This is a genomic window from Streptomyces sp. NPDC058052 (assembly GCF_042885515.1).
Classification (GTDB): Bacteria; Actinomycetota; Actinomycetes; order Streptomycetales; family Streptomycetaceae; genus Streptomyces.
Window position 1 is genome coordinate 57,416 of record NZ_JBHVRX010000030.1, and the last position, 19,367, is coordinate 76,782.

At 75.0% G+C, this 19,367-nt stretch carries 18 protein-coding genes and 1 pseudogene; 9 read left to right on the forward strand and 10 right to left on the reverse strand.

The features are described 5' to 3' along the window. Positions 1 to 7: 7 nt before the first annotated feature. The 4 genes from ACFVU3_RS31420 to ACFVU3_RS31435 are packed head-to-tail and all read right to left on the reverse strand — an operon-like array spanning position 8 to position 5,346. The gene (locus ACFVU3_RS31420; protein WP_390071561.1) at positions 8 to 2,071 is read right to left on the reverse strand and encodes an iron ABC transporter permease; all 2,064 of its coding nucleotides are present in this window, start codon (positions 2,069 to 2,071) and stop codon (positions 8 to 10) included. A 21-nt stretch (positions 2,072 to 2,092) separates the two neighbouring features. Beyond that, positions 2,093 to 3,088, reverse strand: a complete 996-nt coding sequence (locus ACFVU3_RS31425; RefSeq protein WP_390071563.1) for an iron-siderophore ABC transporter substrate-binding protein — start codon at positions 3,086 to 3,088, stop codon at positions 2,093 to 2,095. Next, complete coding sequence (locus tag ACFVU3_RS31430; RefSeq protein ID WP_390071565.1) at positions 3,085 to 3,957, reverse strand: ABC transporter ATP-binding protein; 873 nt, start codon at positions 3,955 to 3,957, stop codon at positions 3,085 to 3,087. Before ACFVU3_RS31430 ends, ACFVU3_RS31425 begins: the two co-directional genes overlap by 4 nt. Positions 3,958 to 3,978: 21 nt before the next feature. Continuing rightward, entirely contained in the window at positions 3,979 to 5,346 is a 1,368-nt protein-coding gene (locus ACFVU3_RS31435; RefSeq protein ID WP_390071567.1) for a threonine/serine exporter family protein, read from the reverse strand. A 186-nt stretch (positions 5,347 to 5,532) separates the two neighbouring features. Between ACFVU3_RS31435 and ACFVU3_RS31440 the strand changes: the two genes are divergently transcribed. Then, entirely contained in the window at positions 5,533 to 6,999 is a 1,467-nt protein-coding gene (locus ACFVU3_RS31440) for an APC family permease (protein WP_390071568.1), read from the forward strand. Next, entirely contained in the window at positions 6,996 to 7,436 is a 441-nt protein-coding gene (locus tag ACFVU3_RS31445) for a hypothetical protein (RefSeq protein WP_390071569.1), read from the forward strand. The genes ACFVU3_RS31440 and ACFVU3_RS31445 overlap by 4 nt, the downstream gene beginning before the upstream one ends. Before the next feature lie 21 nt (positions 7,437 to 7,457). Here the strand turns inward: ACFVU3_RS31445 and ACFVU3_RS31450 are convergent, their stop codons facing one another. After that, positions 7,458 to 8,279: a polysaccharide deacetylase family protein gene (locus ACFVU3_RS31450; protein ID WP_390071570.1), complete on the reverse strand. Its 822-nt coding sequence runs from the start codon at positions 8,277 to 8,279 to the stop codon at positions 7,458 to 7,460. Between the two features lie 221 nt (positions 8,280 to 8,500). Between ACFVU3_RS31450 and ACFVU3_RS31455 the strand changes: the two genes are divergently transcribed. The 4 genes from ACFVU3_RS31455 to ACFVU3_RS31470 all read left to right on the forward strand — a co-directional run bounded on the left by ACFVU3_RS31455 (position 8,501) and on the right by ACFVU3_RS31470 (position 13,443). Further along, positions 8,501 to 10,303 (forward strand): SpoIIE family protein phosphatase, encoded by a 1,803-nt coding sequence (locus ACFVU3_RS31455; protein WP_390071630.1) that lies wholly within the window; start codon positions 8,501 to 8,503, stop codon positions 10,301 to 10,303. A gap of 158 nt (positions 10,304 to 10,461) precedes the next feature. After that, entirely contained in the window at positions 10,462 to 11,658 is a 1,197-nt protein-coding gene (locus ACFVU3_RS31460; protein WP_390071571.1) for a PP2C family protein-serine/threonine phosphatase, read from the forward strand. A 60-nt stretch (positions 11,659 to 11,718) separates the two neighbouring features. Then, positions 11,719 to 12,117: a hypothetical protein gene (locus ACFVU3_RS31465; protein ID WP_390071572.1), complete on the forward strand. Its 399-nt coding sequence runs from the start codon at positions 11,719 to 11,721 to the stop codon at positions 12,115 to 12,117. A 114-nt stretch (positions 12,118 to 12,231) separates the two neighbouring features. Then, complete coding sequence (locus tag ACFVU3_RS31470) at positions 12,232 to 13,443, forward strand: nitric oxide synthase oxygenase (protein ID WP_390071573.1); 1,212 nt, start codon at positions 12,232 to 12,234, stop codon at positions 13,441 to 13,443. Positions 13,444 to 13,536: 93 nt separating this feature from the next. Here ACFVU3_RS31470 and ACFVU3_RS31475 read toward each other — a convergent pair whose 3' ends face one another. Then, positions 13,537 to 14,094, reverse strand: coding sequence for a hypothetical protein (locus ACFVU3_RS31475; protein WP_390071574.1), 558 nt, complete (start codon positions 14,092 to 14,094; stop codon positions 13,537 to 13,539). A 107-nt stretch (positions 14,095 to 14,201) separates the two neighbouring features. After that, positions 14,202 to 14,654 carry a DUF1707 domain-containing protein gene (locus ACFVU3_RS31480; protein WP_390071576.1) on the reverse strand — a complete coding sequence of 151 codons (453 nt, stop codon included), beginning with the start codon at positions 14,652 to 14,654 and terminating at the stop codon, positions 14,202 to 14,204. A gap of 53 nt (positions 14,655 to 14,707) precedes the next feature. On the opposite strand from ACFVU3_RS31480, the gene ACFVU3_RS31485 reads away from it, so the two are divergent. From ACFVU3_RS31485 to ACFVU3_RS31495, 3 genes and pseudogenes are all read left to right on the forward strand, one after another. After that, positions 14,708 to 15,277: a TetR/AcrR family transcriptional regulator gene (locus ACFVU3_RS31485; RefSeq protein ID WP_390071632.1), complete on the forward strand. Its 570-nt coding sequence runs from the start codon at positions 14,708 to 14,710 to the stop codon at positions 15,275 to 15,277. 36 nt (positions 15,278 to 15,313) lie between these two features. Beyond that, positions 15,314 to 15,523: pseudogene (locus tag ACFVU3_RS31490) on the forward strand (TetR family transcriptional regulator); the annotation flags it as partial. 175 nt (positions 15,524 to 15,698) lie between these two features. Then, positions 15,699 to 15,782, forward strand: a complete 84-nt coding sequence (locus ACFVU3_RS31495; protein WP_390071633.1) for a hypothetical protein — start codon at positions 15,699 to 15,701, stop codon at positions 15,780 to 15,782. Positions 15,783 to 15,792: 10 nt separating this feature from the next. Here ACFVU3_RS31495 and ACFVU3_RS31500 read toward each other — a convergent pair whose 3' ends face one another. From ACFVU3_RS31500 to ACFVU3_RS31510, 3 genes are all read right to left on the reverse strand, one after another. Beyond that, complete coding sequence (locus ACFVU3_RS31500; RefSeq protein ID WP_390071578.1) at positions 15,793 to 16,410, reverse strand: TOPRIM nucleotidyl transferase/hydrolase domain-containing protein; 618 nt, start codon at positions 16,408 to 16,410, stop codon at positions 15,793 to 15,795. 67 nt (positions 16,411 to 16,477) lie between these two features. Next, positions 16,478 to 16,966, reverse strand: coding sequence for a hypothetical protein (locus tag ACFVU3_RS31505; protein WP_390071580.1), 489 nt, complete (start codon positions 16,964 to 16,966; stop codon positions 16,478 to 16,480). Positions 16,967 to 17,049: 83 nt separating this feature from the next. Next, positions 17,050 to 19,317, reverse strand: a complete 2,268-nt coding sequence (locus ACFVU3_RS31510; protein ID WP_390071581.1) for an MFS transporter — start codon at positions 19,315 to 19,317, stop codon at positions 17,050 to 17,052. Positions 19,318 to 19,367 lie beyond the last annotated feature (50 nt).

Below are 19,367 nucleotides of genomic sequence, written 5' to 3' on the forward strand. Positions count from 1 at the left end.
GGGCCGGTCAGCGGCGGCTGCGGACCAGGAGGTACAGGAAGTACGGGGTGCCGATGACGGCCGTCATCGTGCCGGCGCCGAGCTGCGCGGGGGCGATGACGGTACGGCCCACGGTGTCGGCGGCGCCGACGAGGACGGCGCCGAGGAGGACCGCGACCGGGATCACCCGGTGGTGGCGGCGGCCGACGAGGGCGCGGGCGGCGTGCGGGGCGACCAGGCCGACGAAGCCGATCGTGCCGGCGGCGGCGACGGCGGTGGCGCTGAGGACCACGCTCAGGACGAGGAAGCCGAGCCGGCCGGGGCCGAGCGGGAGGCCGAGGAGGCGGGGGGTGTCCTCGTCGAGGGAGACCAGGTCGAGTTCGGTGCGGCGGGCGAGGGCGATCGCCACGCCCACGGCGACGGCGACGGCCAGCGGCAGGACGTCGGGCAGGGTCCGGCCGTAGGTGGAGCCGGAGAGCCAGGTGAGGGCCTTGGTCGCGTTGAAGGGGTCGGTGAGGATGATGAGCAGGGCGACGACGGCGGCGGTGGCGGTGTGGACGGCGAAGCCGACGAGGACGAGCCGGGTCTGCTTGAAGCCGCCGCGGGCGGCGAAGCCGAAGACGATCAGGGCGGCGCCCGCGGCGCCGGTGAACGCGGCGCCGGCCACGCTCCAGGAGCCGGCCATCGGCACGGTGGTGACGAGCAGCACGGCGCCGAGGGCGGCGCCGCCGGAGACGCCCATGATGCCGGGCTCGGCGAGCGGGTTGCGGGTGACGGCCTGGACGAGGGTGCCGGCGAGGGCGAGGGCGGCGCCCGCGAGGAGCGCGGCGAGGACCCGGGGCACCCTCGTGTCGAGGACGAAGGAGACCGTCTGGCCGGCCTGTCCGGCCACCCAGTTGCTCACGTCGCCGAGGAGGAGCTTGGCGTCGCCGAGGAGCACGCCGCCGATCGTGACGCCGGCCAGCGCGGCGACGAGGACGGCGGTGGTGGCGAGGAAGGCGGTGCGGCTGCGGATGCGGAGCCGGTCGACGGCGACGTCGCCGGTGTCCCGCAGGCGGGTGGCCATGACGATGACGAAGACGGCGCCGACGAGGCTGGTGACGACGCCGGTCGGGACGGAGACGGCGGTGTCGGCGGGGACGACGGCGCGCAGCAGGACGTCGGCGCCGAGGACGAGGGCGGCGCCCGCGAGTCCGGCGGCGGGGACGAAGACCCGGCTGCGGGCGTAGCCGCGGAAGCGGCGGGCGAGCGGGCGCATGAGGGCCGGGGCGCAGAGGCCGACGAAGCCGACGGGCCCGGCGAGGGTGACGGCGGCGGTGGCGAGGAGCGCGGCGAGCACGACGGCGATGACGCGGGTGGAGCGGACCGGCACGCCGAGTCCGCGGGCGGCCTCGTCGCCGAGGGCGAGGGCGTCGACGCGGCGGGCGAGGAGGAGCAGTCCGAGGAGGCCGACGACGGCGAACGGCAGCATCTGGAGGACGCCGTCGAAGCCGTTCTGGGCGATGCTGCCCTGGTTCCAGTGGTAGACGCCCTCGGTCTGCTGCGGGAAGAGCAGGAGCAGGCCCTCGGTGAGGGCGGTGAGGCCCAGGCTGAGGGCGCTGCCGGCGAGGACGAGCCGGACGGTGCCGGAGCCGAGGCCGGAGAGGCCGAGGACGACGGCGGCGGCGAGGAGTCCGCCGGCGAAGGCGATGCCGGAGGAGGCGAGGAAGGGCAGGGAGACGCCGGTGGCGGCGGCGAGGCCGAGCGCGAAGTAGGCGCCGGAGTTGACGGCGAGGGTGTCGGGCGCGGCGAGGGCGTTGCGGCTGACGGCCTGGAGGGCGGCGCCTGCCATGCCGAGTGCGGCGCCGACGAGGAGGCCGGCGACCATGCGGGGCAGCCGGGAGGCGACGACGACGGAGGTGTCGCCGGGGTCGGCGTGGCCGGTGATCGCCTTGACGATCTCGGCCGCGCCGACGGAGGCGGTGCCCTGGGTGATGTCGACGAGCGCGAGGCAGGTGACGAGGAGGAGCAGGGCGGCCGTCACCGCTGCCGCGCCCGTGCGGGTGGCTGCGGCCTGGGGACGGGCGGCGGGGGTGGTCGCGGTGACGGCCATGGTGCGGGGTTTCCTCGTGTCCTACTTCTTCGTGAGCGCGGTGACGACGGAGTCGACGTACTGGTTCATCGACTCGGTGCCGCCGAACATCCAGATGCCGTCGGGGAGGCGGTGGACGTTGCCCTTCTTGACGAAGGACAGGGAGGTCCACACCTTGTCCTTGGCGAGGACGCCGGAGAAGGGGGTGGCGCTCGGGTCGCCGTCGTTGCCGATGTAGGCGAAGTGGACGCCGTCGGAGAGCTTGGTGAGGCCCTCGACGTCGGTGGCGCCGAGGCCGTAGGCCGGGTCGCCCTTGACGGTCCAGGCGTTCTTCAGGCCGAGCTTCTCGTTGACGCCGCCGATCAGCGAACCGCTGGTGAAGGGGCGGATGGAGACCTGGTTGGAGACGAGGTAGCCGTCGGCGAAGGCGTACTCGGCGCCCGCGAGACCGGCGTCGGCGAGGGCCTTCTTGCCCTCCTCCAGCTTCGCCTCGAAGCCCTTCTTGAGCTCGTCGGCCTTGGCCGTGGTGCCGGTGGCCCTGGCGATGAGGTCGAGGTTCTTCGTCATCTGGCCGATCGGGTTCGCGCCGTCGGCGGCCTTGACCTCCAGGACGGGCGCGACGGCGCGGAGCTGCTTGACGGCGGCCGGCGGCAGGTCGGAGGTGGCGAGGATGAGGTCGGGCTTGAGGGCGGCGATGGTGTCCATGCTGGGCTCGCCGCGGGTGCCGACGTCCTTGGGCTCGTTCTTGAGCGGGACGGCGGTGTTCCAGGTCTTGTAGCCCTTGACGTCGGAGACGCCGACGGGGTCGACGCCGAGCGAGACGAGCTGCTCGACGACGTTCCACTCGGTGCCGACGACCTTGGTGGCGGGGCCGTCGAGCTTGACCTCGGTGCCGGTGTCGTCGGTGAGGGTGATCGGTTCGGCCTTCTTGTCGGCCTTCGCGTCGGCGGCGGGCTCGGTGGTGCCACACGCCGTGAGAGTGGTCAGGGCGAGGGCCGCCGTGGTGAGGGCCGCGGCGGTGAGGAGGTGCTTTCTCATGGGGTGGGGGTGAGCCTTTCGGGTCGCGCGGGGGTTCGCGTGTGGTGCCGTCCGAGGGCGCGGGTGCGCAGCCGGCCGGTGAGGGGGTCGGTGTCGACCTCGATGCGGATGCCGTACGTCTCGGTGAGGCGGGGTCCGGTGAGGACGTCCTCGGGGAGGCCGTCGGCGACGACGCGTCCGGCGTGGAGCAGGACGATGCGGTCGGCGACGGCGGCGGCCTGGTCGAGGTCGTGGAGGACGGCGCCGACGGCGATGCCGTGGTGGTCCGCCAGGTCGCGCATGAGGTCGAGGAGTTCGACCTGGTAGCGCAGGTCGAGGTAGGTGGTGGGCTCGTCGAGGAGGAGGACGCCGGTCTCCTGGGCGAGGCAGCCGGCGAGCCAGACCCGCTGGAGCTGCCCGCCGGAGAGGTGCTCGGCTCCCCGGTCGGCGAGTTCGGCGACTCCGGTGAGCGTGAGCGCCCGCTCCACGGCGGCGGGGCCGTCCGGGTCGGACTTCCCCCAGCGGCCGCGGTACGGGTAGCGGCCGAACTCGACGAGGTCACGGACGGTGAGCCCGCCCGGGGTGGGCCGGCCCTGGGTCAGGAGCGCCACCTTGCGGGCGAACTCACGGGGGCTCAGGGCGAGCCCGTCGGTGTCGCCGTCGAGGACGAGTTCGGCACTGCGGGGCCGCTGGAGGCGTGCGACCGTACGGAGCAGCGTGGACTTGCCGCTGCCGTTCGGTCCCACGAGGACGGTCACCTGGCCGGGCCGCAGGGTCAGGGAGGCGTCGTGGACGACGTCGACTCCGTCGTAGGCGACGGTGACGGCGGTGGCCGACAGCTCGTGACCGTGCGGGCGGGGGACCGTGGGGGTCTCTTCACCTGCTTGCACGATGCTTAGGTTAGCCTAAGCTCAGTTTGGCCGAACAGGGGGTTCCCTCCGACCGCTCCGATCCGGTACGAGCGTGGCGCCGAGGACCAGTCCGACCGCGATCGCGGTGACGACGAGGACGAGTTCGAGAAGGTCCGAGAAGCCGTCGACGACGTGCCCGCCGGCCAGCGTGGTCAGCCCCCTCATGCCGAGCGAACCGACCGTCAGCGTGAAGAACCCGGGCAGGACCAGCAGCAGCCGGGGCGGCCGCGCCGGCCCGCGGGACAGCAGCGTCGCCACCACCGCGAGCACCACCGCCGCCACGAAGGTCCCACCGGTCTCCCCGATCAGCGCGGTGGCCCCGGACTGCACGCCGACGGTCAGGTAGACGAGGGCGAGCAGCGTCCAGAAGAAGCGGCGCGGGATCGCGAAGGCCAGCACCGTCCCGGCGGTGAAGACCGTCCACGAGGCGAAGAGCACCCAGCGGGGCAGGTCGGCCTCGGCCGCCGTGTCGAAGAGCGCGCGGGTGGAGGTGCCGGTGACGTACACCCCGAGCAGGACGCCGACGCACAGCTGGACCAGCAGGAAGGCCGCGTACACGAGCCGGATCGCGCCCGTCGTGATGAGCCCGGCGCCGAGTTCGGCGGCGGCCGCGCTCAGATAGTCGCCGGGGACGAAGAAGAAGAGCGCGGGCAGCATGAGCAGCACCGGCCCGCCGCGCGCCGGATCGCCGGCGAACAGCGCCAGGGTGACGACCGACACCAGCACCGAGGCGACCAGCGGCAGCACCCGGGCCAGCCGCGGGACCCGGTCGGACGCCACCGCGAGGACCGCGGCGAGCCCCGCGAGGACGGCGGTGGTGCCGAGCTCGTACCAGGTGGGCTGCATCAGCGGGGCGAAGCCCAGCGCGAAGAGCACGATCCCGCACAGCTTCAGCCACCACGGGTACGGCGCCGGCGCCGCCTCGATCCGTGCCAGCCGGGCGCCCGCCTCCGGCAGTCCGGCGCGGCCGGCGCACACGTCGGCGACGAGCGGCTTCAGGGCCGCGATCCGGTCCAGCCGCGCCACCTCGGGCGCGGCGTGCACGATGACGGTGCGCGCCCGCCCGTCCGGGACGGCGACGGTCAGGGTGGCGGTGTCCATGACGAGCAGCACCGACACCTCGGCGCCCAGCGCGCGTCCGGCCGCGACGACCTCGCGCGCGATCAGCTCGGCGCCCTCGCCGGAGGTCCGCAGCATCAGCCCGGTGAGCCGGGCCAGGAACCCGGCGACCCCGTCCGGCCCCCCGTCGTCCGCGCCGCTCCCGTCGCCCCCGCCGCCCGTGCCCTCCGCACCGACGACGCCCACGGTGCCGGGCGCACCGGCGGCACCGGCCACCGGCTCCTCCGGGTCCCCCGCCGTTCGTGCCACGGCCGCCTCCTCGCGCACAGGGTGACGAAAGCTCAGCATCCCCCGTCCGGCCGCACCCGGCATCCGCCGCCGGTTCCCCGCGCCCCTCCCGGCCCGTCCGTCACCCGAACGGCCTCCCCGCCCTGCGTGCGCGCCCGCCGTCGCCGAGCCTGGTGCGCAACACGTCGAATCCCCCAGGGAGGGCCCATGGCATCGATGGACGTCCCGGCCGATCTGCCGAAACCCCGCGCCGAAGCACGGCCGGTCGCACCGCCCACGATCACCTGGGTGACGCTCGCCCTCATGACCACCGCCTCGGTGGCCAGCCTCCGCGCCGCGCCGACGATGGCGGTGTACGGACTCGCCTGCGTCTTCCTCTACCTGGTGCCCGCCATCGTCTTCCTGCTGCCGACGGCCCTGGTCTCCGCCGAACTGGCCTCGGGCTGGTCCGGCGGTGTCTACCGCTGGGTCGCCGAGGGGCTCACGAAGCCGCTCGGCTTCCTCGCGGTGTGGTGCCAGTTCGCGATGACGATCTTCTACTATCCGAGCCTGCTGGCCTTCGTGGCCTCGACGATCGCGTACGTGATCGACCCCTCGCTCGCCTCGAACGGCGTCTACACGGCGATCGTCATCATGGTCCTGTACTGGACCGGCGTCTGGGTCTCCTCGCGGGGCACCAAGGCCCTCGCCGGACTGTCCAGCTGGGGCCTGATCATCGGCACCCTGGTGCCCGGCACGATCCTCGTCGTGCTCGGCATGGTCTTCCTCGGCCAGGGCAACCCCTCGGCGGCGCCGATGGACAGCAGCCACCTGCTCCCCCAGTGGACCGGCCTCGCGAGCCTGGTGCTGATCGTCAACAACTTCCTGTCGTACTCGGGCATGGAGATGAACGCGGTGCACGTCTCCTCGCTGAAGGACCCGGCGAAGGAGTACCCCAAGTCGATGTTCCTGGCGATGGGCCTGGTCCTGCTGATCTTCATCCTCCCGGCCCTGGCGATCAGCTGGGTCGTCCCGGCGGACCAGCTCAGCCTCACCGCCGGCGTGATGCAGGCGTTCGACGCCTTCTTCGCCTACTTCGACATCGGCTGGATGACCCCGATCGCGGCCATCATGCTGATCTCCGCCTCCCTCGGCGGCATGCTGACCTGGCTGGCCGGCCCGTCCAAGGGCCTCCTGGAGATCTCCCGCAGCGAGGGCTACCTGCCGCCGTTCCTGCAGAAGCTCAACAAGTTCGGCATCCAGCAGAACATCCTCGTCACCCAGGGCATCGTGACCTCGGTCATCGCCCTCGGCTACGCCCTGATCCCGAACGTCTCCAGCGTGTACTGGATCTTCTCGACCATCACCACGCAGGTCTACCTCATCGTCTACCTGCTGATGTTCGTCGCCGCCATGCGGCTGCGGAAGCTCAAGCCGGACCACCCGCGCGGCTACCGGGCGCCCGCCCTCGGCCTGATCTGCTCGGTCGGCCTGCTCGCCTCGCTCGCGGCCATGTTCATCGGCTTCGTCCCGCCCTCGCAGTTCGGCAGCGGCAGCGTCTGGTCGTACATCGTCATCGTCGGCGGCGGTCTGCTGATCCTCGGACTGCTCATCCCCTGGGCCTTCCTGAAGTTCCGCAAGCCCAGCTGGCGCACGGCCGAGGCCGCCGCCCAGAGCGAGGGAGACGCCGCATGAGCCCGACCCGCTTCGCCTCCGAGCACAAGTGGATCTACTGGGGCGCGATCGTGATCCTGGTCGGCCTGCTGATCACCGGCCTCGTCCGGTACAGCGCCGTCAAGCGGGACGCCCTGTCCGCCCAGAGGGCCGGGCAGCTCAGCGAGGAGCTGGTGGAGGCGGGCTACCCCGCTCCCGACCAGGAGACCGTCGAGCGGCTGCTCGGCAGCGACGGCGGCCAGGTCTGCGAGGACCCTGGCAACGCCCTGAAGAAGGCGCTGTACCGCCTCCATCAGCTGTCGAACGGCGCCACCGGCCCCGGCAGCCGCCCGATCATCGCCGACTCCAAGGCCATCGACGCCGAGCGGATCGTGCTCCAGGTCTACTGCCCCGACCAGGTGGACGAGTTCGACGAGGCCGTCGAGGACCTCAAGACCGACGACACCGTCAAGCGCTGACGGTCCGTACGGCCCCGGGCCTCACGGGGTGTCCGGGGCCGTGCGGACCGGGAAGCTGAACGTACGGCCCTGCTCCTTCAGCCACGGCAGCACCTCCCGCAGCGCCGTGACGCTCTGCGAGCGGTCGCCGCCGCCGTCGTGGAAGAGGATCGTCGGCCCGTTGGACAGCTCGTTCTTGACGGTCGCCACGATCGCCGCCGCGCCGGGGCGCTCGAAGTCCTTGGTGTCCACGTTCCACCCCAGCGGCCGCATCCCGGCGGCCGCGGCTATCTTCCGGCTGTCCGGCGTGAAGGCCCCGCCCGGAGCGCGGTAGTACTGCACCTCCACCCCGCCGGCGGCCTCCTCGATCATCTTCCGCGCGTCGAGGATCTGCCGCTTCTGGTACGGGACGGGCTTGCGGTCCATCGTCGTGTCGTGGGTCATGGTGTGGTCGCAGAGCCGGTGCCCCTCGGCCACCACGCGCCGCACCAGGTCCGGGTGCTGCCTCGCCTGCGGGCCGATCATGCAGAAGACGGCCTTGACGTCGTTCTCCTTCAGGATGTCCAGCATCTTCGGCGTCCAGCGCGGATCCGGCCCGTCGTCGATGGTGATGTTGACGGCCCGTCCGCCCGCCTCGGCCGCGTGCGCGATCCCCTCCGGCACCCGGACCGTCGGCTTCGCGGGCCGGCCCGGCTCCTCGGCCCGCTGCGCCGGCACCCCCGGCCGGGCCGCTCCCCCGGACCCCGGTGCGGCGGCGTCGTCCTCCCCGCCCACCAGCGCCGTGGCCCCCCACGCGGCCAGACTGATGCCGACCGCCGACGCCAACACGGCCACGTGCGCGGTGTACTTGCCCATCCGGCGCATGCGCCCTCCGATCCTCGCGTTCCCGATGCGACCCCGCGCCTTCCGGCGCGCTCCCGGGGGAGAGGACGAACAAGACCCCGAACAGGTTTCACCCGTTCGGCGGATGTGACAGAGCTACCGTTCGGCTTCGATTCCGCTGCTGTTCGGATGGTGCGCCGGACGGGGTTCCGGTGCAGACTGTGCACCACACCTGGTCGAGTTCCCGTCTGGAGGCCGGAAGAGTGAGCGGCGGCAGCGGCGGACGGCGCCTGACCGGCAGGGTCTCGCCCGTGCGGACCTCGACCGTGTACCGGTCCGCGGCGCTCCGCGCCCGGCGCCGCCGGGCCGGCGGGGCGATTCCGCTCGACGGGACCGGCACCGAGGGACGGCTCGCCTGGCTCAACGCCGCGAGCACCCGCATCGGCACCACCCTGGACCTGGAGCGCACCGCCCGGGAGCTGGCCGACTTCACCGTGCCGGCCTTCGCCGACGGGGCCGCCGTGGACCTCATGGAGAGCGTCCTGCACGGCGAGGAGGGCTCCCGCTGGACGGGGCGCGGCGTCCCGCCGATGCGGGCGGTCGCCCTCTCCGCCGTCGACACCATGTCCACCCTGGAGGCGACCCCGGTCGGCGAGACCTTCGTCCGCGACCAGAAGCGCCACGAGACGCTGCTCCACCGCTACTGCCTGCGCCAGGGCAAGCCGGTGCTGGTGGCCCGGATGCGCGACGAGGACTTCGACCGCGTGGCGCCCACCGCGAGCGGCGCGGCGGCGATGCGCGCCCTGGGCGTGCACAGCTATCTCGCGGTGCCGCTGATCGCCCGCGGGCTGCTGCTCGGCAGCGCCGACTTCGTCCGCGGCCCCGGCAGCCCGCCCTTCTCCCCCACCGACCTGGCCCTCGCCGAACAGCTGGCGTCCCGCGCCGCCGTCTTCATCGACAACGCGCGCCTCTACGGCCGGGAGCGCGAGCACGTCGTCTCGCTCCAGCGCAGCCTGCTGCCCCGCGCCACCCCGGTCACCCCGGGGCTGCGGGTGCGCGCCGAGTACACGCCCTCGGCCGTCCGTCACGCGGTCGGCGGCGACTGGTACGACGTCATGTCCCTGCCCGGCGGACGGACCGCCCTGATGGCGGGCGACGTGATGGGCCAGGGCCTGCCCGCCGCCACCACCATGGGCCGGCTCCGGGCCGTCGCCCGGACCCTGATGACGCTGGACATGGCACCCGAACGGGTCCTCGCCCGGCTCGACCTCGCCACCCGCGACCTGGAGGACGACCAGGTCGCCACCTTCCTCTGCGCCGTCTACGACCCGGCGGACTCCCGCTGCACCCTGGCCGGCGCCGGCCTGCTGCCGCCGCTGCTGCTCGACGGACGGGGCGGGGCCGAGTTCGTCGCGCTGCCGGCCGGGGCCCCGCTGGGCGCCGGGGTGATCCCGTACGACCCCGTGACGGTGACCGTGCCGGAGGGCGGCGCGCTCGTGCTGTACACCGACGGCCTGGTGAAGGCGCGCGGCGCCGACCTGGAGAAGCAGCTCGACCGGCTCCGCACGGCGGCGCTCGCGCTGCCGCCCTCGGCCCTGGAGGGGGGCGGGCTGATCACGGCGGCCCCGGCGGGACCGGGCCGCTCCGACGAGGCGGTGCTCCTGACGGCGCGGGCCGTGCCGCTCGGCGCCGAGACCGGGCTGCGGGTGTGGCCGCTGTCCGGCGACGGCAGGGCCGCGTCGGAGGCCCGGCGGCTGGTCACCGGCCAGCTCGCCGAGTGGGGCCTGGACGACCTCGCCGACGTGTGCGAGCTGGTCGTCTCGGAACTGGTGGGCAACGCCCTGCGGTACGGCAACGGGCCGGGCGAGCTGCGGCTGCTGCGCGGCGAGCGGCTGGTCGTCGAGGTCTCGGACACCGGCCCCGACCTGCCGCAGATCCAGCACGCCGACCTCAGCGACGAGGGCGGCCGCGGCCTCCAGCTCGTCAACATGCTGTGCCGCCGCTGGGGCTCCTGCCGCACCTCCGGCGGCAAGGTCGTCTGGGCCGAGCAGAACCTGCCGTCCTAGGCGGACCCGAGGCTTCTCCTCCCGGGCAGGGACGGACGTCCCTGCCGCGGGTGACGTCCGGCCCTGCCCGACGGCCCCCGCCGCCGGGCATCCTTGCCGACGAAGGCCGTTGCGACCCGCCTCCGGCGGGAACCCGACGAGTCCGACGAAGGAGAGTCATGCCTGCGGATCCGAGCGCCACCGCGCGGCGGGCCCCCGGCCCGGATGCCGCCCCCTCCGGCCCCGCCCGCCGGGCGGAGCTGCGCTACCTGCTCGGGCGGGCGCTGCCCTTCCTGGTGATCGTGCTCACCTCCCTGGCCGACGTCCTCACTCCGCCGGACGAACGTTTCGACCGATTCCTGATCGCCGCCCCGGCGCTCGCCGCGGCCACCTGGAGCGCCCGCGGCACCGCCGCGGTGGGCGCGCTCGCGATGGCGGCGACGGCGGGCCTCTCGGCCGTGCGCGGCGCGGACCCGTACCCCGCGCTCCTCGCGAACGAGGTGGTGCTCGCCGTCGTCGTGCTCGCCGCGGCCGCCTCCAGCCACGCCCGGCAGCGCCGGGAGGCCGAGCTGCGCCAGATCAGCGCGGTCGCGGAGGCCGCCCAGACGGCCGTCCTGCGCCCGCTGCCGCCCCGCATCGGCACCGTCGACCTCCGGCTGCTGTACGAGGCGTCCGCCGCCGGCGCGCACGTCGGAGGGGACTTCTACAAGGCGCTCCAGGTCCGGGACGGCGTCCGGATCATGCTCGGCGACGTCCAGGGCAAGGGCCTGCCGGCGGTGGAGGCCGCCTCGCTGCTCCTCGGCTCCTTCCGCGAGGCCGCCTACACGGCTCCGGACCTGCCCGCGATCGCCCAGCGCCTGGAGGCGAGCATGGCCCGGTACGCGGAACGGGCCCCGGAGTCGGAGGCGGCCGACCGCTTCTCGACGGTGCTGCTGGCGGAGATCCCCGACGACCGCCCGGTGATCCGGCTGCTCAGCTGCGGCCACCCGGCGCCGGTGGTGCAGCGCGGCGGGGCCGTGGAGACGGTCGAGTTCTCCGCGCCCTCGGTCCCGGTCCATCTGCCGGTGCCGGTCGACGCCCCGTTCACCGTGGAGGAGGTCCCCTTCGGGCCCGGCGACCGGCTGCTGATGTTCACCGACGGCGTCTCCGAGACCCGCGACGCGAGCGGCGCCTTCTACCCGCTGGAGCGCCGGCTGCGCGCCTGGGCTGCCGAGCCCGCCGACCGGATCCCGGAGCTGCTCAGGGCGGATCTGGACCGGTTCGGCGCCCATGGCCTGGACGACGACACCACGGCCCTTCTCGTGGTCAGGGACAGGCCCTCGCCGCCGGTCGGGGGCGTCCCGTCCCGGCAGCGGGCCGCCGCCGTCCCCGCCTAGGCGGTACTTCCGGATCCCGCCGCCGCCGGCGGCGGATCCCCGCCGTGCTAAGAAGGCCGGATGACGCTCACACGGGGCCGGCGGGTACGCCTTGCGGCCGATCTGAGGGTGGCCGGGACGGTCACGCTGGCCGGCGATCCGGCCGAGGAGCCGGCGGCGGTGGCCGGGGCGCTGCTGCTCGGGGAGGGCACGGAGGGGGTCGTCGAGCGGGTCGACGCGCCGGAGGAGGCCGGGCCGGACCCGGAGGCGGCGGAGTACGAGCGCCTCGTTTCGCTTCTGGAGTCGTTCGGCGCGCAGATGCCGCCGGCGAGCCGGGAACGCGCCGAGGAGCGGGTGCGCGCCCTGGAGCCGGCGTGGCAGGCGTACCGGAACCGGCGGCCGGTCGGCACGGCACGGGTGCGGCTCGACGGCGGGCTCGTCCTGGAGCGGGTGCGCGAGGACGTGCTGACCGTCCTCTGAGGGCGCGCGGGCCGGGCACCATACCAGGACGGACCGTCCTTCCCGGCGAAGTTCGAACACTCTCCACAGTCGGACGAATCCGTACGGTAGTCATGGGGCCAGGGAGGAAACACCTTGGTCTTCAGTCTGATCCGTCGCCGCGCGTCCGCTCCCGCCGGCGCCGCATGCCCCTACTCGGCCGCCGCCGCGGCCTCCGTCCCCGTGCCGCCCCCGGCCGCCGCGCGCGAGCCGGACCGGGTGGACCGGCGGCAGGCGGAGGAGTTCGTACGGCAGTTCCACGAGGAGTCCCCGGGCGCCGGGGACGCGGACGCCCGGGTCCGCGCGGTGCGGGCCGAGATCGCCCGTACCGGCACCTACGAGCACACGCCCGAGGAGCTGGCCTTCGGCGCCCGGGTCGCCTGGCGCAACGCGGCGCGCTGCATCGGGCGGCTCTACTGGAGCAGCCTCGTCGTGCGGGACCTGCGCGGGGTGTCGTCCGCCGACGGGATCGCCGCCGCCTGTGCCGAGCACCTGCGCGCGGCGGGCAACGGCGGGCGGATCCGCCCGGTCCTCACCGTCTTCGCCCCGGACCGGCCCGGCCGCCCGGCCCCCCGGATCGTCAACGACCAGCTGGTGCGGTACGCGGGCCACCGCGCCCCCGCCGGCCGGTGGATCGGGGATCCGCGCGCGGCGGCGGTCACGGCCCTCGCCCGCGAGCTGGGCTGGAAGCGGGAGGAGGAGCCCTTCCAGGTGCTGCCGCTGATGGTGCGGGAGCGGCCCGGCGCCCGCCCGGAGTGGTACGAGCTGCCGGACGGCGCGGTGCAGGAGGTGGCGCTGCGCCATCCGGAGCACGCGTGGTTCGCCGGGCTCGGGCTGCGCTGGTACGCGGTGCCGGCCATCAGCGACATGGTGCTGGAGATCGGCGGGGTGCGGTATCCGGCGGCGCCGTTCAACGGCTGGTACATGGGCACCGAGATAGGCGCCCGGAACCTGGCCGACGCGGACCGGTACGACCTGCTGCCGCTGGTCGCGGAGAAGCTGGGCCTGGACCGCTCCTCGGAGCGGACGCTGTGGCGGGACCGGGCGCTGGTGGAGCTGAACGTGGCGGTCCTGCACTCCTTCCAGGAGGCCGGGGTGACGATGGCGGACCACCACACCGAGTCCGAGCGCTTCCTGAAGCACATCGCGCGGGAGCGGCGGCACGGCCGGCCGACACCGGCCGACTGGAGCTGGATCGTCCCGCCCCTGTCCGGCGCGGCCACACCGGTCTTCCACCGCTACTACGACCCGGTCGACCCGTCCCTGCGCCCGGCGTTCGTCCCCCGGCAGGGGCACACCGGCGCGTGACCCGGCGGGGCGGGCCGGGTGGGGCGGGCCCGGGGGCTCCGGGGCCCGGGCGGGGCGGCGTGTGGCCCGGCGGGGGGCGCTCCCCCGCCGCGTTCAGTACCGTCCGCCACCCGTACGGTTCCCCCGTCCGCCGCGGCGGGGGCGGCGGCCCTGGCGCGGGCCGCCGGAGTCGGTGGCTCCGCCGGCGGCCTCCGGCGAGGAGAACAGCACCGGGACGGGCGGGCCGGAGGCGGCGGCCGGGGCGGCGGTCCGCGGCTCGGGCACCCGCTCCGGTCCGCGGGTCTCGGCGGGGCTCGCCGCGCGCGCCACGATCCGGGCGTGGGTGATCAGCGGGGCGCACGCCTCGCAGATCTCGGCGAGCGTCCAGACCTCGCCGACGGCCGGGTTGTGGATGAGGACGAGGAGGGTCCGGCCGGAGCACAGGGCCCGGGCCTGGTGGTGACGGCAGCCGGCGCCCCCGCAGGCGCACGAGGCGTTCGGGCGGGGGGTCGCCAGCCGGGCGTGGGCCCGTACGTGCTCGGCGGCGAAGGCGCGCAGGGCGCGCACGTCCTTGGAGCGGTCGGGCATGCGGCAGCCCGCGGTGGTGCAGCTGACCCGCGCCGAGTGGTCGTGGTGGCCGGTGAGGCGAATCGTCCAGGTCCTGCCTGGCACACGGGATCCGAGTGGCATGCTCAACGCACACAAGTCCGTTCGGGAGAGGAGGCGTTCGGTCTCTGTTTACCCCGAAGACGGGGGCTCGACGCGTCCTCCCGGGCGTGTCAGCGGGTGTCGTCGTCCTTCCCGCCTCCTGGGCGGAGCGCGGCGGCCAGGATGACCGCTCCCCAGATGGCGAGCGGGGTCACCGGCCAGTAGAAGTCCAGTTCCTCGTGGCGCAGGCAGTTGACGCCCCAGATCACCGACATGACCAGCAGGCCGCCGAGCCAGTGGCGCCATTCGGCGTACCAGTCGGCCAGCTCCTTGCGCTTGCGCTCCTCGGGGCTGGGCCGGGGGGCGGGCAGGTCGGCGGTGAGGGCGGCGAGTTCGGCGGCGGTGCGGGCGCTCAGGGCGGCGCCGACGCGCTCGGCGTGTTCGTGCGGCTCCAGCCGCCCTTCGGTCAGGGCGGCGGCGAGGATGTCGACGGCGGCGTCGCGCTCCTGGTCGGAGACGCGCACGGCCGGGGCGGTGTCCCGCTTCCGCAGCGGGTCGGCGGATCGGTCGGGCTGCTGGTCCATGTGTTCCCCCATTCGTTAAGATACGACCGTATCCTAAAACGCGGAGCGTGCCGATGCCCAGGACCGTCGACCGGTCGGAACAACGCCGGCAGATCGGCGCCGCCCTGCTGCGCCTGGCCGGGGAGGAGGGGCTCGACCAGGTGAGCGTGCGCACGGTGGCGGCGGCGAGCGGCCGCTCCCCGGGCGCGGTCCAGAAGTACTTCCGCAGCAAGGAGGACCTGCTCCTGTTCGCCTCCGAGCTCGCCGGCGAGCGGATCGAGCACCGGATGGGGGCGATCGACCCCTCCCTGCCGCCGCGGCGGGCGCTGCGCGAGCTGATCCTCACCACCCTGCCGCTGGACGAGGAGCGGCGCGCCGAGACCGCCGCCCAGCTGGCCTTCGCGGTGCACGCGGCCCACCATCCCCGGCTGGCCGAGGTCCGCCGGCGGGTCGACCGGGAGCTGCGCGACGCGCTGGCCCGCCGGCTCGGATCCCTCGGCGGCCCGCTCCCTGAACCGACCGCCGACGCCCTCATCGCCGTCTCCGACGGTCTCGCCCTGCGCATGCTCTACGCCCCCGGCGAGGCGCCGTCCCTGCTCGCCGCGCTCGACCGCGCCCTCGACGCCCTGATGCCCCCGGACTGACGCTCCGGCATCCCGGCACTCTGTCACCATGAGCCCGTGAGCGACACGGCGGCCGGGAGCGGCGAGGGTGCGGGGGGACCGGCGCGACGCCGGAGACGGGACCCGGAGTGGACGTACGCGGCGCTGGTCGACGCGCTGCTCCAGCTGGTGGCCGAGAGCGGGCGGGAGCCGACGCGGAAGGCGATCGCGGAGCGGGCCGGGGTGTCCGAGCGGACGGTCTTCGTGCACTTCGCGGACCGCGAGGCGCTCTACGTGGCCGCCGCGCGGAGGCAGGCGGAGCGGTGGCGGGCCCACGCGGAGCCGGTGCCGCCGGAGTGGGGGACGGCCCGCAAGGCGGCGGCGCTGCTGGCCCAGCGGGCCCGGATGTACGAGGCCCCAGCTGCTGCGGCTCCTCGCCGGTCAGGGCACCGACGGGATCGCCATGACCGGCGACCGCGGTCTGCTGCCCCGGCTCCTCGGCGTCCTCGACGCGCCGCGGCAGGACTTCCCGATCGTCACCCCGTGAGCGGCCCCGCTCAGAGGGAGGCCAGCAGGTCGTCCAGCGGGGCCGGGACGCGGCCGGGGCCGAGGCCCTCGACGAGGACGCGTCCGTAGCGGATCTTCCGTCCCGACGTCGTGCCGAGGAAGCGGCGCATCCGCAGCAGGGGGCTCCGGTCGCGCTGCGCGGGCTGGTTCAGGAAGGTGCGCAGGGCGCGCCCCTCGCCCTCGGACTCGACCAGTTCTCCGACCCGGTCCACGCCGAGGGCGCGGATCAGCTCGTCCTCCAGGTCGGCGACGCAGACGAAGAAGGCGCCGGGATCCGCCCCGGCGGCCTCCAGGCCGCGGGCGTAGTGGGCGCGTTCGGCGTCGTCGCAGAGGCCGGTGAGGCGCAGGCCGAGGCCGGGCGGGCCGAGGAGGCGGGCATGGCGGGCGGCGTTGGTGGCGCCGTTCATGGACAGTACGCAGACGCCCTCGGCGGCGAGGTCGCGGTCCCGCCGCGCGGCGAGCGCCTCGACCGCGGCCACGTCGCTGCGTCCCTCCACGAGCACCACGGTGCGGACGGGCAGGAGTGCGGCGAGCTCGCGCGCGGTGTCGCCGGGTCCGCCGGCCGCCCAGGCGGCGGCCTCGGCCCGGAAGGCGTCCATGTCGGTCATGACAGGAGTCTGGGCGCCCGGCGGCCCGGACGGTACCGGTTTTCCGGCGCGGCGCGTTCCGCCGGGGTCAGTAGCGCAGGGCGGTGGCGACCGAGGGGGTCACGGAGCCGGAGAGCTTGTGGGTGCTGCGGGCGGTGCCGTCGCCCGGTTTGCCGGCGGGCACGTCGGAGATGGTGACGACGACGGTGTCCACGAGCGTGCCGTCGCCGTCCTTGAACTGCACCTGGACCGCGAAGGACCGGGTCTTGTCGTCGGTGTTGTCGACCGTGACCGGGACGGTGGTGCGGCCGTCGGCGTCGGTGGCGGGGGCGCCGAGCTCCACCTCGTCCTTGGCGTCGACGCCGTCCTTGATCTCCGACATCTGCTGTTCGGCCTTCTCGGCGGCCTCGGAGGCGGCCTCGGAGACCCCCTCGGCGGCGGAGGCGACCGCGGAGGCGGCCTCGCTGACCGCCCCCGACACGGGGTTGTCGCCGTCGTCGGAGCAGGCCGCCGTGCCCATCAGGACGGCTCCCGCCAGCAGGCCGCCGGCGGCGCCGCGTACCCAGCGTCCGGTCATGTCGTGGTCTCCCTCGGCTCTCGCGCGATCGTCGGCCCCAGTCAACGGCAGCACCCCGCGCCCCGCATCCCGGGAACCGGCCGTCAGCGGGCGCCGAGGGCGATGACCGCGATGTCGTCGGCGAGGTGGTGGGTCCAGTCGCGGACGTCGTCGTCGAGGTGACGGACGAGGTCGTCGGGGGTGCCGGGGCGTACGGCGGCGAGCCGCTCGGCGAGGGGGTAGAACTCGCCGGTGGAGTTCCGCGCCTCGCTGAGGCCGTCGGTGTGGGTGAGCAGGGTGGCTCCGGGGGCCAGGGCGAGCCGGTGGGGCCGTACGGCTCCGGCCGCGCCGAGCACGCCGAAGCCCAGCGGCAGGACGGCGGGCACGTGCAGCTCGCGGGTGCGCTCCGGGGCGACCTCCAGCGGGGCGAGGTGGCCGCAGTTCACGGCGTGGAGGTCCGGGGACCCGCCGGTGTGCTGGAGGAGGAGGGCGGTGGCGAAGAGCTCCTCGTCGCCGCGGGCGGTGGCGGCCCGCCGGACCTGCCGGTCCAGACAGGCGGCGACCTCGCCCAGGTCCTCGGTCTCGTGGGCCTGGCTGCGGAAGCAGCCCAGCAGGTCGGTGACGGTCTGGACGGCCTGGAGGCCCTTGCCGCGCACGTCGCCGATGAGGATGCGGGTGCCGTAGGGGGTGTCGAGGGCTTCGAGGAAGTCGCCGCCGATGGCGGTGCCCGCGGTCGCCGGGCGGTACAGGCCGGCGAGACGGAGGCCGCCCAGCCGGTCCGGGATGGGGTGCAGCACGGCGCACTGGAGGGCGGTGGCGGTCTCCCGCGTCCGGGTCAGCCGCTCGGTCTGCTCGCGGCGCGCCCAGGCGACCGCACCGGCGGCCGCGCCGGCGGCGAGGGCGACGATCACGCTCATGGGCTGGCTGGTGTCGGCGTCCACCATCACGTACTGGAGGACCGAGGCGGCGGCCACGGCGAGGGCGACGACGGGCCGGCCGAGGGCGAGCGCGGCGACGGCGACCACGACGGTGCCGACCCAGAGCAACTCGCGGGCCTCGGCCGGCAGCGGCAGGGGGCCGAGGGCGGAGGTGTAGGGGAGGGCCTGGGCGGCGGCGGTGCCGACGAGGATCGCGCAGGGCAGCAGGGCCGCGTTCACGCCCAGGTGGGGGCGGGGGACGGCGGCGAGGAAGCGGGCCATCTGCGGGGCGGCGGCCAGCATGGTGCCGAAGCCCACGAGGGTCACGACCGCGATGCCGCCCACGAGGGCGTGGGTGGCGTGGTCGACGAGGGCGTGCAGCAGGGCGAGGCCGAGGGCGGCGAGCGGCAGCCCGAGGGAGGCGCCGGCCAGCGGGGACACGGCCCGGTACCGGATCAGCAGGCAGGCGGCCGCGCCGCCGGCGCCGAAGGCGGAGAGCACCAGGGCGGCGGTGGCGGTGGAGAGGCCGACGGCGGAGACGAGCGTCGGCACGGCCATGGTGAGGACGACCTGGGTGAAGCCGAGGGCGAGCCCGGCGACGAGCGCCCCGGTCCACACGGTGCCGGGCACGTGCTCGGGCCGGGGGCGCTCGGGGGTACGGCGCAGGGCGCGGGCCCGGGCGGCGGCGCAGGCGAGCACGGCGGTGGTGAGCAGGACGCCGACGCGGACGTCCTGCCAGCCCCAGAGCGGGGCGAGCTGGAGCGCGGCGGCCAGCGCGACCGCGCACAGGACCTGGCAGACGGTGCGGACGGGGTCGGGCAGCGCCTCGCGGGAGAGCGGAACGGCCTCGGGGAGCAGCCGGCGGACGAGCACGAGGGCGGTGCCGGCCGCGGCGGCCATGAGGCCGGCGGTGACGCGCCAGCCGGTGAGCGCCGCCGCGTGCGGGGCGAGGTTGACGGCGAGCACGAAGCCGGCGGACATGGCGGCGAGCCAGCCGCCCATGATCCGGCGGATGCGGCCGGGCATGGAGACGGTGGTCATGAAGGCGAGGCAGGAGACGAAGACGGCGGCCAGGGCGGTGGCCACCAGGATCCGGCCGAGCACGTAGGTGGCGGGGTCGAAGGAGCCGGCGAGGACGAGGGAGCCGAGGCAGAGCGCCGCGAGCGAGGCGGTGAGGACGGTCCGCCGGCCCTTGAGGTCGCCGGCGCGGCCGGTCGCCGCGAGGACGCCGATGGCCAGGCAGGCGCCGGTGATCCGGGCGACGGCGTTGTCCTCGGCGGTGACGCCGAGGTCGGTGTGGACGAGGGGGGCCACGGCCGCGTTCATGGCGGGCGCGACGACGTACAGGGCGGCGACCAGGGCCAGTACCAGCCCGATCACCCGGGGGGAGACGGCGTGGCCGCTCCCCGGCGCCGGTGCGGCACCCGCCCCGTACGGCGTGGTGGTGCCGGTCATCGACAGGACCTCCTCATGGTTCCCCCGTGGACTTTCCCCCCACGAGGGTC